General features: G+C 71.9%; 10 protein-coding genes and 1 pseudogene. 7 read left to right on the plus strand and 4 right to left on the minus strand.

Annotation, left to right across the window (positions count from 1 at the left end; translation table 11 throughout):
* Positions 1-95 precede the first annotated feature (95 nt).
* Positions 96-866: a PaaX family transcriptional regulator C-terminal domain-containing protein gene (locus IF67_RS0133905; protein ID WP_030992252.1), complete on the minus strand. Its 771-nt coding sequence runs from the start codon at positions 864-866 to the stop codon at positions 96-98.
* Between the two features lie 80 nt (positions 867-946).
* Between IF67_RS0133905 and IF67_RS0133910 the strand changes: the two genes are divergently transcribed.
* From IF67_RS0133910 to IF67_RS0133925, 4 genes are all read left to right on the plus strand, one after another.
* Positions 947-2,611: an acyl-CoA dehydrogenase family protein gene (locus IF67_RS0133910; protein WP_030992254.1), complete on the plus strand. Its 1,665-nt coding sequence runs from the start codon at positions 947-949 to the stop codon at positions 2,609-2,611.
* Positions 2,611-3,387 carry a crotonase/enoyl-CoA hydratase family protein gene (locus tag IF67_RS0133915; RefSeq protein WP_030992256.1) on the plus strand — a complete coding sequence of 259 codons (777 nt, stop codon included), beginning with the start codon at positions 2,611-2,613 and terminating at the stop codon, positions 3,385-3,387. Before IF67_RS0133910 ends, IF67_RS0133915 begins: the two co-directional genes overlap by 1 nt.
* 220 nt (positions 3,388-3,607) lie before the next feature.
* Positions 3,608-5,161, plus strand: a complete 1,554-nt coding sequence (locus tag IF67_RS0133920) for an AbgT family transporter (RefSeq protein ID WP_030992257.1) — start codon at positions 3,608-3,610, stop codon at positions 5,159-5,161.
* 47 nt (positions 5,162-5,208) lie between these two features.
* The gene (locus tag IF67_RS0133925) at positions 5,209-6,693 is read left to right on the plus strand and encodes an amidase (protein WP_051818899.1); all 1,485 of its coding nucleotides are present in this window, start codon (positions 5,209-5,211) and stop codon (positions 6,691-6,693) included.
* Here IF67_RS0133925 and IF67_RS0133930 read toward each other — a convergent pair.
* Positions 6,683-7,735 carry an Lrp/AsnC family transcriptional regulator gene (locus tag IF67_RS0133930; protein WP_051818901.1) on the minus strand — a complete coding sequence of 351 codons (1,053 nt, stop codon included), beginning with the start codon at positions 7,733-7,735 and terminating at the stop codon, positions 6,683-6,685. The genes IF67_RS0133925 and IF67_RS0133930 overlap by 11 nt on opposite strands.
* Positions 7,736-7,885: 150 nt before the next feature.
* Positions 7,886-8,242, minus strand: coding sequence for a YciI family protein (locus IF67_RS0133935; RefSeq protein WP_051818903.1), 357 nt, complete (start codon positions 8,240-8,242; stop codon positions 7,886-7,888).
* 137 nt (positions 8,243-8,379) lie between these two features.
* Between IF67_RS0133935 and IF67_RS0133940 the strand changes: the two genes are divergently transcribed.
* Positions 8,380-8,886 (plus strand): DUF1990 family protein, encoded by a 507-nt coding sequence (locus tag IF67_RS0133940; RefSeq protein WP_030992265.1) that lies wholly within the window; start codon positions 8,380-8,382, stop codon positions 8,884-8,886.
* Positions 8,887-9,054: 168 nt separating this feature from the next.
* Positions 9,055-10,278: a metallophosphoesterase gene (locus IF67_RS0133945; protein WP_030992267.1), complete on the plus strand. Its 1,224-nt coding sequence runs from the start codon at positions 9,055-9,057 to the stop codon at positions 10,276-10,278.
* A 67-nt stretch (positions 10,279-10,345) separates the two neighbouring features.
* Here IF67_RS0133945 and IF67_RS0133950 read toward each other — a convergent pair.
* Positions 10,346-11,800, minus strand: a pseudogene (locus tag IF67_RS0133950) (glycoside hydrolase family 30 protein); the annotation flags it as partial.
* Between the two features lie 469 nt (positions 11,801-12,269).
* On the opposite strand from IF67_RS0133950, the gene IF67_RS0133955 reads away from it, so the two are divergent.
* On the plus strand, positions 12,270-14,414 hold the full coding sequence (locus tag IF67_RS0133955) for a SpoIIE family protein phosphatase (protein ID WP_030992271.1): 2,145 nt from the start codon (positions 12,270-12,272) through the stop codon (positions 14,412-14,414).
* Positions 14,415-14,520 lie beyond the last annotated feature (106 nt).

Here is a 14,520-nt window from a genome sequence, read left to right on the forward strand (position 1 = left end):
TCCGCCCAGGCCGGAGACTCCCCGCGTGACCCTGATCGGGCCGACCAAGACCAGGCCAACCCGCCGAAAAACAACCTAAATCACCGGTATTGCATCTAGTCGGTCAGGTACTGCCGCAGCAGATTTCGCAGTTCGGCCTCGAACTCGGCGTAGTGGGTGCGGAGTTGGGCGCCGGGCCAGTCCCCGGGGAGCAGTTCGGCGGGCAGCAGTGGATCGGAGAGGAGATGACGGAGGGCGGCGGCGGCGACCGTGAAGCGGTCGGCGGGGGTGTCGGCGCGGTCCAGGGCGGAGGTCAGGGCGCGGGCCCGGCGTGCCCAGCCGGTCAGGTCCCACAGCCGGGCGGCGAGTGCGGCCGGATCGCCTTCCGGGGTGCCGGTGAGCCAGGTGCACTGCTCGGTGACGACGGTGGGGCGGGTCCGGTCGAGGTTGGCGGGGCGCAGCCAGCTGCCCTCGCGGAGCTCGGCCAGTCGCAGCGCCGCCATGGCCTGGCGCAGCGCGGTGCGCTCGGCGGCGGGCCGGCGTTCGGCGGTGGCGACGACGGCGATCTCCCAGTCCCCGTCCCAGGGCCGTGTTGCGGGTGAGCGGCTCTCGTCCTGCCGGGCCTGGCGCGCCAGCAAGCGGGTGGTGAGCGCGTACGAGCCGTCGGCCTGCCGCAGGTCGTCGGCGGCCACCATGCGGGAGAGCGCGACCCGGACCGTTCCCTCGGCGATGCCGAACAGCTCGCCGACCCGCACCAGGACGCGTGCGGGCAGCCGGGGCGGGTGATGGCCGAGGAGGGTGCTCAGCACGATGGAGCGCGCGGTGAGCGGCCGCAACGCGAGGGCGGCGGCTTCGGTGTCGTCGGGGGTGGCGGTGTCGTCGTTCATATGTGCACGAAATTCTAGCGATGCCGACCTGCGGCATTACAGTCTTCCCACGGCTGTTCGGATTCTGTAACGTCGATGCCATGACCGTCACCCATGAAGTCGTGAATCAGGCCCCGCCGCTGACCGGGTTCAGCACGGCGGACGAGCCGGCCCTGCTGGAGGCACTGCGCCGGGACGGCGCCGAGTGGGGCACCCGGGAAGTGTCCGAGCTCGGCGCGCTGGCGGGTTCCGCCGCGGTGCAGGACCAGGCCCGCTGCGCGGAGGAGCAGCCGCCCCGGCTGCACACCCATGACCGGTTCGGACACCGCATCGACGAGGTCGAGTTCCACCCGGCCTGGCATCAGCTGATGACCGTCGCGGTGGAGCACGGTCTGCATGCCGCGCCCTGGGCCGACGACCGCGCCGGGGCGCATCTGGTGCGTGCCGCGAAGTTCTACGTCTGGTCGCAGGCCGAGGCGGGACACGGCTGCCCGATCTCGATGACGTACGCCGCCGTCCCCGCCCTGCGCGCCGCACCGGAACTCGCCACGCAGTACGAGCCGCTGCTCGCCTCCCGCAGCTACGACTTCGGGCTGCGGGCGCCACTGACCAAGTCGGGTCTGATCGCGGGCATGTCGATGACGGAGAAGCAGGGCGGCTCCGACGTACGGGCCAACACCTCCCGCGCGGTTCCGGCCGGCGACGGCAGCTACCTCCTCACCGGCCACAAGTGGTTCACCTCGGCGCCGATGAGCGATGTGTTCCTGGCGCTGGCGCAGACCGAGGAGGGCCTCGGCTGCTTCCTGGTGCCGAGGGTGCTGCCGGACGGCACGCTCAACGGGATGCGGCTGATGCGGCTCAAGGACAAGCTGGGCAACCGCTCCAACGCGTCCTCCGAGATCGAGTACGACGAGGCGGTGGCCTGGCCGGTCGGTGAGCCGGGCCGCGGGGTGCGGACCATCGTCGAGATGGTGAACATGACCCGGCTGGACTGTGTGCTGGGGTCGGCGGCCGGGATGCGGGCGGGGCTGCGGCAGGCGCTGCACCACACCGCGCACCGGCAGGCCTTCGGGCGGGAGTTGGGCCGCCAGCCGCTGATGCGCTCGGTGCTCGCCGATCTGGCGGTCGAGTCGGAGGCGGCGACGCTGCTGGGGATGCGGCTGGCGACGGCGGTGGACCGGTCGCAGGCCGGCGACGCCGGGGAGGCCGCGCTGCGCCGGCTGGCACTGGCGGCCGGGAAGTACTGGGTGTGCAAGCGGGGCAGCACCCATGCGGCGGAGGCCCTGGAGTGCCTGGGCGGCAACGGCTACGTCGAGGATTCCGGCATGCCGCGGCTCTACCGGGAGGCACCGCTGCTGTCCATCTGGGAGGGCTCGGGGAACGTCGCCGCGCTCGATGTGCTGCGGGCGCTGGGCAAGGAGCCGGCCGCACTGGACGCGTTCCTCGCGGAGGTGGAGACCGCGGCGGGTGCCGACCACCGGCTGGACGCGGCGGTGGCCGGGGTCCGCAAGATGCTCGGCGGGCTCGCCGATCCGGAGCGGGCGCAGCTGATGGCGCGGTCGCTGGCGGAGCGGCTGGCGTTGGTGCTCCAGGGTTCGCTGCTGGTGCGGTACAGCCACCCGGCGGTCGCCGACGCGTTCTGCGCCTCGCGGCTCGACGGGGAGTGGGGCAATGCCTTCGGCACCCTGCCGGCCGGGGCCGATCTGGCCTCGATCCTGGAGCGCGCCCGTCCGGCGACGGCGGATGCGGCCGGAGGCGTGGCCTGATGTCGGTACGGGTCGAGCGCGCCGGGCCGGTGACGACGGTGGTGCTGTCCCGGCCGGCGTCCCGTAACGCCGTGGACGGCGCGACGGCCGCGCAACTGGCCGCTGCCTTCCGGGAGTTCGACGAGGACGACGGCGCGCGGGTCGCGGTGCTGTGGGGCGAGGGCGGGACGTTCTGCTCCGGCGCCGACCTCAAGGCGATCGGCACCGAGCGCGGTAACCGCGTGGCCTCGGACGGGGACGGGCCGATGGGGCCGACCCGGATGCGGCTCGGCAAGCCGGTGATCGCGGCGGTCGCCGGTCATGCGGTGGCCGGCGGTCTGGAGCTGGCGCTCTGGTGCGATCTCCGGGTGGCGGAGGAGGACGCGGTCTTCGGGGTGTTCTGCCGGCGCTGGGGGGTGCCGCTCATCGACGGCGGTACGGTCCGGCTGCCGCGGCTGATCGGCGCGAGCCGGGCGATGGACCTGGTGCTGACGGGGCGGCCGGTCCCGGCCGCGGAGGCGCTGGACATCGGTCTCGTCCATCGTGTGGTGCCGGCCGGGACGGCCCGTGCGGAGGCGGAGCTGCTGGCTGCGGAGATCGCCCGCTTCCCGCAGGCGTGCCTGCGCAGCGACCGCGCCTCCCTGCTGGACCAGGAGGGCAGGGACGAACGGTCCGCGATGGCGGAGGAACTCCGTTACGGGCAGGCGGTGTTGGCCGAGTCGATGGAGGGCGCGGCGCGGTTCGCCGCGGGGGCGGGGCGGCACGGGGCGCCGGACGGGGGCGGCGGACCGGAGTGAAGGGCGGCCGCCGGATGACCGGCGGCGCGGAGGCGGCCGGCCGCGGCTCGGCGGGCGCTGCCCGTCATGGAGGTGCGCTCGACCCGGGCCGATGGCCGTTTTTCTGCGATTTACAGCCTCGGATGGACATTCCTCTTTACCTCTCCGGAGTTTTGCGCCGGGCCCCCCGATAGTGGCGCGCACGCACACCGCGCCACGCTCCGGGACGAGGTAGGTATCGATGAAGCTATGGGAACGGAACTCCCCACCGCTGGATGGATTGCTGGGACGAGTCGAGCGATGGGTCAACCGGCTCCCCCATCCGTTCGTGCTCTTCGCCGGCATCTTCTGTTTCGTCGCCGTGCTGTCGACGGTGATCGCCGGCTTCGACGGGTCGGTCCAGGTACCGGGTGAGAAGAACCCGACACCCGTGCTCGGCGCGCTGACGCCGGAGGGCCTCAGCCATCTCCTGGGCACGGCCATCGATTCCTTCATGGCCTTCCCCGCGCTCGGCCCCGTGCTGGTGATCGCCATGGGCATAGGTGTCGCGCAGGGAACCGGCGCCCTGGAATGTCTGATGCGGGTCGTTTTCCTGCGGGTGTCGAGACGCTGGGTTCCCTACCTCGTCGCCTTTGTCGCCTGCCAGGGACACGTACTGGCCGATTCCGCCTACATCCTGCTGCCGTCACTCGCCGCGATCGTCTTCAAGGCGGTGGGACGACACCCGGTGGCGGGCCTGCTCGGCGCCTTCGTCTGTGTGGGGAGCGGCTACGACGGCGGCATTCTGCTCGGCACCCTCGATGTGACCACGACCGGCATCACGCACAGCGCGGCAGATCTGCTGCCGGGCATCGACGGCTATCACATCCACATCGCCATGAACTGGTTCTTCACCGCGGCGACGGGCCTGCTCCTGCCCCTGATCGGCGGCTTCCTCATCGACCGGGTACTCGAACCCCGGCTGGCGCCCTGGAACCCGGAGCACGACCCCGCCCATTCCGCTCCGGAGGGCGAGGCCACCGGGACGACCGCGACTCCGGCACAGCGCCGGGCGCTGCTGATCAGCGGCGCGGTGACGCTGGCGGTCGCCGCTGCCGTGGTCACCGCCTGGCTGCTGCCGGGAAGCCCGCTGCGCGGAGAGGGCGGGGTGCTGGCGCCCTCCCCGTTCGTCGACAGCCTCGCCCTCGTGCTGTCCGGGCTGTTCTTCCTCTTCGGCCTCGTCTACGCCCGCTGTGGCGGGGTCGGGAAGGAAGCGCGTGCCGTCTACCCGCACATCATCGGCGCGGTGCGGGACATGTCCGGGTTCGTGGTGCTCGTCTTCGCCATCGCGCAGACCATCAATCTGCTGACGTGGAGCAACTTGGGCAAGTTCTTCGCCATCGGCCTCGCGGACGGAGCGAAGTCCGTGGGGCTCGGCGGCTTCGGGATTCTGCTCGCCGTCGTCCTGGTGACCTCGCTGCTCAACCTGGTCATCACCTCGGGCTCCGCCCTGTGGTCCATCCTGGGCACGGTCATGGTGCCGGCCGGGATGCTGCTCGGCCTCTCCCCCGCCGCCATGCATGCGGCCTTCCGAATAGGCGACTCCGTGACCGGGGCCATCACGCCCATGCAGGTCTTCCTGTACTTCGCCCTGGTCTCGGCGCAGAAGTACCAGCCCGAGCTGAGACTCGGCACGGTCATCTCCCGGCTGGTGCCGTTCGCCCTGGCCTTCGCCACGGTGTGGACCGTCATCCTCACCGGTTTCTACTTCCTCGACCTGCCGCTGGGGCCCGGCGCTCCCATCCACCTGCCGTGAGCCCGTCATCCGACACCCGACACCCGAGACAAGGACTGCTGATCTTCGTGACCGAGAATGACCTCCTGTGGCTGCCGGCCCGGGAACTGGTGGAGCTCCAGCGGCGCCGTGAGGTGTCCGCGCGCGAGATCCTCGACGCGCACCTCGCCCAGATCGACGCGGTGAACCCGAAGGTCAACGCGATCATCACGCTCGCCGAGGACCGTGCCCGTGAGCTCGCCGCCCGCGCCGACGCCGTCGCCGCACGAGGCGAACTGCTCGGCCCCCTGCACGGCCTCCCGGTCGCGCACAAGGACCTCGCCCCGACCAAGGGCATCCGTACGACCTACGGTTCGAAGCTCTACGCCGACCATGTGCCGGATCACGATGCGCTGGTCGTGGAGCAGTTGGTGCACGCGGGTGCCGTGACGGTGGGCAAGACCAATGTGCCCGAGTTCGGAGCGGGCATCCAGAGCACCAACGAACTGTTCGGCCCCACCCGCAATCCGTACGACCTGAAGCTGACGGCCGGCGGCAGCAGCGGCGGGGCGGCGGCCGCGGTCGCGACCGGCATGGTGGTCATCGCCGACGGCGGCGACACCGGAGGATCGCTGCGCAACCCGGCGACCTTCTGCAACGTCGTGGGGCTGCGGCCCTCGGTGGGCTCGATTCCGATGTGGCCGGCGAACGACCCGTTCGCGCCGCTGAGCATCCAGGGCCCGATCGGCCGTACCGTCGACGACGTCGCCCTTCAGATGAGCGTGCTGACCCGGGCCGATCCGCGGTCCCCCTGGGGCCTCGGCGACCCGTCCCGGTTCCGTGCCGGTCTGGAGTACGACTTCTCCGATGTGCCCGTGGCGTGGAGTCCGGACCTCGGCGGCCAGCTCGCGGTCGACGACGCCGTACGCACCGCGATGGGCCCGGTGTTCGACGCCCTGACCGGGATCTCCGGCAAGGTCGGCGTGGCGGCCCCTGACATGACCGGGGCCGACGAGGCGTTCCGCACCCTGCGCGGCTGGTACCGGGCGCTCAACTACGGCGACCGGTACGCCGCGCATCCGGAGTCCTTCGGCACCAGGGTCAGCCAGGACATCGAGCACGGGCTGGCGACGACCTCGGCCGGCCTCATGCGCGCGCACAGGCTCCGGGGACAGCTCTTCCAGCGGTTCGCCGCCTTCACCGGCACCTACCGCTATCTGGTGACGGTCACCACCCAGGTGCTGCCGTGGAGCGCGGATCAGCTGTGGCCGGAGCGCATCGGAGCCACCAGGAGCGAGAACTATCTCGACTGCATGCGCTCCATGTACTGGTTCACCGTGCTCGGCGTACCCGCCCTGTCGGTTCCGGCAGGGTTCACCCAGGACGGGCTTCCCGTAGGGGTGCAGATCGTCGGGCGCAGCGGCGACGACATCGGCGTACTGCGACTGGCCCGGCAGATCGAGCGGACGCTCGGCGCGGGCCTGCGGCGCCCGCCCGTCGCGGTCCCCCTTCGTGGCGGTGATACCGGCGGTATGCGTTGCGGTGGTACCGGCGGTATCCGCCTCACCGGCTGAGGCCGCTCGGACGCCAGATGTCGAGGGGGACGACGCCACGGCTTCGTCCCCACCCGTCCAGCAGATGACCGCACAGCTTGTCCTGTCGCAGCACCACGGAACGGTCCGCGATCTCCGCGTACGGGAGCGCCTGCCGTAGTTGCACCGCCCAGTCGTGCAGCGCGTCCACCGAGTGCAGGGTGACGGTGACCAGCAGGTTGCTGGCGCCGGACAGCGCCGCGCAGCTGCGGGTCTCCGGGAAGGCGCCGAGCGTACGGCCGGCTTCCTCCAGCAGTTCGTCCGGGACGTTGAGCCACAGCAGCGCCCCGGTCGGCCAGCCGGCGAGAGGCCGCGCGACATCGCAGCGCAGCAGCAGGTCGCGGTTGCCCAGCAGCCGGTTCAGCCGGCGCTGCGCGGTCCGGGGCGTGACACCGAGCCGGGTGGCGATATCGGTGTAGCGGAGCCGGCCGTCGTCGCTCAGCGCGACGATCAGGTCGCGTTCCCAGTTGCTGTACGCCACGGTCTCCGCGCCGTGCGGTTCCGGCCGGGTGCTGCGCAGGGCCCGCTCCTGGTGCTGGTTGAGCACGCCCAGGCGCCACTGCGATCCCGTACGGAAGTTGCGGGTGACCAGGTGGGAACGGACGCGGACCACCCCCTCGTGCCGAGGCAGGCCGGTGAGCAGGTAGTCGGACATCGAAGGGAAGTCCGGAGTGAAGGCGATCGCGAACAGATCGTAGGTGCCGGCGACATGCTGAATGGTGAGCAGGTGGGGCTCACGGGACAGCTCGGCCGCCACCTGCGCGGCGCCGCCCGGCTCGCAGTGGATCTCGACGAAGGCGCGGCACGTGCGGTACAGGAGGCCGGGCCCCAGCGCGGGTGTCACCCAGGCCAGCCCTTTGCTCTGGAGGCGCTCCCACCGGCGGGCCAGCGTCACCGCGTCCGGCCCGAGCACATGTCCCAGCTCGCTCCAGGTCGCGCGGGACGTGGCTTGCAGTGCGTTGGCCAGCAGCAGGTCGTCCTCGTCCAGCTGCCCGGGCCGCGGCACCTCGGGATCGATGCTCACCCGAGGAGTCTATAGAGGAGGTACTCCCCCCTCCAGGGAGGAGGCGCCTCCCTGGCCGGCCGGCGTCGGAGGAAAGGACCCGCAGCACAAGCGCCCCTTCCGCGTCGGCAACGGGATGATCCGCGTGCCGGCCCGCTGCCTGCGGGCCGGTCAGATTTCGCCCATGCCGAACGAATCGTGGACGTGCCGCACCTCGACCGCTACGACATGGCCATCGACGACGCGTTCGGCGATCGCCCGCGCCCGCTCCGGGCCCGTACAGTCGATCACGAAGTAGGCGGTCAGCTGTTCGGGGCTTCCCGTGAGCGGCCCGTCCGTCGCCGTCGGTCCCTCCCGGCGCCACCGGAGGGTCGTCGTGTCCTTCGGGTAGGCAAGCCCGGCTCCGTTGAGCATCTCGCCGGTGCCCGCCAAGTCTTGATGGAGCGCTTCGTGTCGGCGGAACACCTCGGCGCGGTCCGCGGCGGACATCGCTCCGGTCGCTGCGGGATCGGCGTACATCAGCACCATGTACTTCACGCCACCACCCTGGCACCGAACCCCGTGCGTATGCGGTCACCGCACCGGGCGAGCGTCGTTGATCGCCGGTGGTTCACCCCGTACCGTCGCCCTCCCGCGCCCCGCCCGCCCCCGAGGAGCCGCACCGCATGAGCGATCTGAACTACTCCGAGGAGGGCGGCACTCGGCGCACCCCGCTGCCGCCGGGCTACCGCCACCTCCGCGAGGAGCTGCCGATCGGCCACGGACGGGCGGTGCTGACCGCGGCGGGCGAGGCGATCACCACCTTCCGGATGCATCGCGCGGCCGGCACCCGTATCCGGGCCGACGCCCCGCGGGCCGCGCCGGGCGTGGGCGTCGAGGTCTCGCTGGGCCTCGGACCGCTGCGGCTGCGGGCGCCGTGCACGGTGGTGTGGACGGTGGCCGAGGAGGACCGCATCGGCTTCGGATACGGGGCCAGGAAGGGGCATCCGCAGTGCGGCGAGGAGGCGTTCGTCGCCGAGCTGCGTGCCGACGGCTCGGTGTGGTTCACGGTGACCGCCTTCAGCCGCCCCGCCCGGGCGGTCACCCGCCTTGGCGGCCCGCTGGTGCCCGTCTTCCAGCGGCAGTACGTCCGCCATCTCGGCCGGACCCTCCGCCGCCTCGCGAACCGGTGATCCAGCACACTCCCACCGCCTCGTCCGGCGATCCGCTCACCCCCTGATGGCCCCTGGAACACGCTTTGTTACCGACGCGTAGCGAAGCGGCCCGTGATCGCCATACGTCCACCCCCGCTTCATCATTTCGTCACCATCACCTCTGCCGACCGTGAAAGAAAACCAGTCATGTGTGAAGACGAACTGATCCCGCCGCAGGCGGACATGACCGAGCAGGAGTGGCTGCGGGCCGGCTCGGCAGCGACGGCCGGGGGGCCGCCGACGCGTACGACGGGGCGCGTTCCGCAGTGGGTGAACCGGCGGACGCTGCTGGGTGGCGCGATGGCGGGCGCGGCGCTCGCGGTGCTGCCTTCGCCGGCCCAGTCGCCCGCGTCCGCCGCGCCCCGCCTCGGGAGCCCGGGAGCCTTTCCGTTCCCGGAACACCCCAATGGCAAGGGAGAGTTCGCCGTTCTGGTCACCGGGGACGCGGGGACGGGGGACGAGGCGCAGTACGCGGTGGCGGCCGCCGCGCGCGATGTCTGCCGGGCCGAGCACATCGGCCTCGCCGTCGGTCTCGGCGACAACATTTACGAGAACGGGCCGGAGTCCGACGACGACTCGGAGTTCCAGGACAAGTTCGAGAGGCCGAACAGCGGCATCGACGTGCCCTGGCTGATGGTGCTGGGCAATCACGACTGCTCGGGCCTGATCCCCGGCAGCGGCGGCGACCCCTCGCGCGGTGACCGCGAGGTCTCCTATGCCGCCACCTCGCGGCGCTGGTACATGCCGAGCCGCTACTACAGCGTGCCGCTGCCGGCCGCCGATCCGCTGGTGGAGTTCTTCGCGATCGACACCATTCCCTGGTCGTCGTACGTCGCCCAGCTCGACCCGCACTACCGGTGGGACGGGCCGTACATGCGCGAGCAGCGGAGCTGGCTGGACGGTGCGCTCCGTGCCTCGCGGGCCCGCTGGAAGGTGGTGATCGGACACCACCCGTACCTCAACAACGGCAAGCACGGCAGCGCCGGATCCTATGACGGTTTCGAGATCGGGAACTACACCAGCGGGGTCCACCTCAAGGACATGTACGAGAAGGTGGTGTGCGGACGGGCCGATCTGATCCTGTCCGGCCACGACCACACGCTTCAGATCCTGGAGCCGACGGCCCGTACGGGCGGCACCCGGCAGGTGGTGTGCGGTGCGTCGGCCAAGACGGAGGACGGCACGGCGCACTTCGGGCACCCGGCGGCCTGGCAGAACTTCTCCGACCACGGGTTCATGGTGCTGAAGGTGTCCGGCGCACGGCTGACCATCGATGCATACACCGTCGATGTGGCGACGCGGAAGGCCACCCTGCGGCACCGGGCCCACCAGGCCCGGCCGGTCGCGGCGCCGTCGCGGGTGCACGCCTGACGGCAGGAGCCGTCCCGGAGCGGCGGCCCCGGGACGGCTCACCGGCGGCGCGGTGCTGCCGGAGCTACCACGTGAAGGTGGCCGCGGCGCCGGCCGGCAGGTCGTAGGTGACATGCCGGCCGCCCCAGTTGACGGCGGTCCGCCGGGTGCTGCCGGTGTCGTTGTAGGCGATCAGCGCCCTGGATCCGTCGGGGTTGCGCCAGGCGACGTTGGGGACGGTGGCCGAGGCGGTGGAGCCGATACGGTGGGCGCCGGGCCGCACGAACTTGGTGAGGTGGCCCATCGTGTAGTACTCGACGGTGTAATCGACCGTGCCGTGCCCTCGTCCGGCCCCGTGGTGCACGGTGATCAGTCCGGTGCAGTTGCCGCAACCGCCGTGGTGCGGGCCGCCGTTCCGGTCGACGGCGAGCGACCACTTGACCCAGCTGCGGCCCCAATTGCGGGTGTAGTCGATGAGGTTGTGCATGTCCTCCCGCTGCTGGTTGCCGATCCACCGTCCGCCGGAGTGCTCGGTGTCGTAGGCGGGCATGCCCGGGTAGCGGTCGTGCGTCCGGGTCTGCTGCCCGACGTCACCGCCGTAGCCGTGCCAGGCGATACCGCCGAAGTTGGGGTGGCGGCGGATCGCCGGGTCGTCGACGGTCTCCCGGGCGAAGGCGTCGTAGCGGTCCCAGTTCCAGTCCAGCGCGAGGACCTTGGTGGTCAGCCCGGCCTGCCGCAGGGCGGGGAGCAGGTCGTTCCTGGTGAAGTAGGCGAGCCCGGAGGCGTTCCACCGCATGGACGGATAGCCGGAGCAGCAGGTGGGCTCGTTCTGGACGGAGACATAGTCGACCGGCACCCCCCGGTCCCGGTACGCCTGGAGGTACTTCACGAAGTACCGGGCGTAGGTGGCGTAATACCTCGACCGGAGATGCCCCTGCTCCAGCTTCTCGTTGTCCTTCATCCAGGCGGGCGCGCTCCAGGGCGAGGCCATCACCTTGACGGCCGGATTGAGCCTGCGGGCCCGTGCGGTCAGCGGCAGGACGCCGGCGAGGTCGTGCGCCAGGGAGAAGTTCCTGAGGTCCGGGTCGGTCCGCCCGGCGGGCATGTCGTCGAAGGTGTAGCCGAACCGGGCGAGGTCGGAGGTGCCCATGGGGTTGCGGATGAAGCCGAGGCCGATACCCGTGGCGGGGTCGAAGAGCTTCTTCAGCGTGGCGTCGCGGGTGGCCCCGCTCAGCGCGCCGCTGCTCTTCAGCAGCCAGGCGGCGGTGTCGGTGAAGGACGCGCCGCCGCCCTCGAACCGCTGGTAGGTCTTCGACTCGTCGACGGTGATGCCGGTCGTGCCGCCCTGGATGAAGGGAAGGGGAGCCTGCTTCTCCAGCCCCTTGACGACCCGACGGCCCGCGGGGTCGGAGGTGGTGGTGAGGTAGACCTGCATCCGCTCCGGGCCGGCGGGGTAGGGGGCGGCCTCCCACAGCGGTACGAGGATGACCGCGGCGGCCCCGACCGCGGCGGTCAGGGCTCGCCGGGCTGTTCGGGATCTCATGCTGGGGGGTGCCTTCCAGTAGCAAGGGCAGGCGGACACCCACCGGACGGGCCCTGGGCCTCGGGCCCTGCGGTTCGGGTGGTGTGACTCGCGTCTTGAACGTACCGCGTCAAGAGCCCCGCCCGACGGGCGAGTTACCGGGACGCAACACCCGCACCGGGAACGTCGTCCGCCCCGCGGGCCCTCATGGGGCGGCGCGGGACAGGAGCCCGGTGCCACCGCCGGCCCTTCACCCGTCCTCCGTACCCCCGAAAGGCATCCGGAGCACCGGACATGCGGGGTGTCCGGCCCGCGCCTAGGGTGAGCGCATGGCCGCGTTCCGGTGGATATCGGCCCCGGTCAACGGCCCGCGACCGTGGGCACGAGGCAGGCTCGGCCCGGTGTCGACGGCCGCCGCCCCGATGCACCGCTGCCGTCGGCGCATGCCTGCGCACGTCCGGTGCCACGGGGCGACGAGGTGTGCGACGCCATGAGCAGCGGCCCCCTCGACCCGTTCGGCGAGGACTACGACCCCCGGCCCGGCCGGGACCGGCGCCTCGTCGAGGAGGACGCGCCCGGGGTGTCGCACCGCGAGCCCATCGGGCTGCGCGAGCGGCTCTCGCTCAACCGGATGGGCACCTTCGACTGGGATCTGGACCGCGGGTCCATGGACCTGGACTCCGGTGCCCTGGACGTCTTCGATCTGCGCCCCGACGAATACGACGGCACGCCGATGTCCCTGGTCACGCGGGTGCCGCGGGAGGAGGGCCGCCGGCTGGACGAGGCGCTCTCCCAGGCCCTGCTGGACGGCCACTCGTCCTACGGCGCCTACTTCCGGGTCCAGTGCCGCGACGGGACCCAGCGCTGGACGCATTCCCAGGGGCGGATTCTGCACACCGCGGACGGGGTGCCGTACCGGGTCATCGGCATCGTCCGGGAGGCCACCACCGAACTGGCGGACTCCGCGCTGCTGCGCTCGCTCCAGCAGGAGCGGCAGCGGCAGACCCTGATGGTGCAGCAGACCACCGCCGCGCTGGCGCGTGCCCTGTCCGTCAAGGACGTGACCCGGGTGCTCACCGGGGCCGGCGGCGCCCGGCGGTTCGGCGCGGACGGGCTGATCCTCGGCCTGGTCGAGAACGACCGGTTCGAGGTCATCGCCACCGCAGGGCTGGAGGGCGAGGTGCCCGACGACATGATGACCTCACGGCTGGACGACACCCTGCCGCTGGCCGACACGGCGCGCTCGCGCCGGCCCGTCTTCCTCAGCACCCGCGGTGAGCTGATCGCCCGCTATCCCCGGCTGCGCCCGTATACCGAGGTGCTGCCTGCGGGCAGCGCGGCGTTCCTGCCGCTGGTCGCGCAGGACACCGTCATCGGGGCGCTGGGGCTGCTCAACGCCGAGCCGTCGGTGCATTCACCGGAGGCCAGGAACCTGGCGCTGGCGCTGGCCGGTGTCGTCGCGCAGTCGGTCCAGCGGGCGACCCTCTTCGACCAGGAGCGGGAGTTCGCGACCGGCCTCCAGGCGACCATGCTGCCGCGCCGGCTGCCGCCCATCACGGGCGGGGCGGTCACCGTCCGCTATCACCCGGCGAGCGTCGGGCGGGACATCGGCGGCGACTGGTACGACGTGATCGCACTGCCCCAGGGACGGACCGGGCTGGTGGTGGGCGACGTACAGGGCCATGACACCCATGCGGCCGCCGTGATGGGTCAGCTGCGCATCGCCCTGCGCGCCTACGCCGGCGAGGGGCACTCGCCGGAGACCGTGCTGGTGCGGGCGTCCCGTTTTCTGGCGGAGCTGGACACCGAGCGGTTCGCGACGTGTACGTACATCCAGGCCGATATGGAGTCCGGGGCGCTGCACATCGCACGGGCCGGTCACCTCGGCCCGCTGATCAGCAACAGCTCCCGGCACATCGACTGGCCCGTGGTCCGCGGCGGGCTGCCGCTCGGTCTGGCCACGCACTTCGGGCACGACCACTTCCCGGAGACCCAGCTGTTCCTGGAGCCCGGCTCGACACTGCTGCTGTGCACCGACGGCCTGGTCGAACAGCCCGGCCAGGACATCTCCCTGGGCATCGACGCGTTGTCCGCCGCGGTCCGTGCCGGGCCCACGGACCTGGAGGCGCTCGCCGACCGGCTCTCGGACCATCTGTGGGCGGACCCAGGCTCGGAGGACGACATGGCCCTCCTGCTGCTGCACCGGCTGCCCGGCCCCGGGGCCGCCACCATTCCGAGGCTGCGGCTGCACGTCCATCAGGCCGACCCGTCGGGCACCGCGGAGGTCCGCTCCGCGGTGCGCCGCACGCTGGACCAGTGGCGGGCGGGCGCCGTCGTGGACAACATCGAGGTCGCCGCCTCGGAGCTGATCGCCAACGCGCTGACCCACACCGAGAGCGGCGCCCTGGTCGCCATGGAGCTGCTGCCCGGCCCCCCGCGCCGGATCCGGCTGGAGGTCGAGGACCGCTCCAGCCGGTGGCCGCGGCGGCGCAGCCCCGGCGAGACCGCCACCTCCGGCCGCGGGCTGATGCTGGTCGAGGCGCTCGCCGACGAATGGGGCGCCGAGCCGCGCGGGGCGGGCAAGGCGCTGTGGTGTGAGTTCGCGGTGCCGGACGGGCAGGACGCGGCGCATTGAATGCCTGACGGAACAGCGATAATGACGCTACGCCAACTCATGGGCCGGGCCTGACAATTGCCTCCCGCCGCTCGGCGGAAAGTGGCCGGGCCGACCAACCTGGCCG

Source organism: Streptomyces sp. NRRL S-1813, from assembly GCF_000719605.1.
GTDB classification, from domain to species: Bacteria; Actinomycetota; Actinomycetes; order Streptomycetales; family Streptomycetaceae; genus Streptomyces; species Streptomyces decoyicus.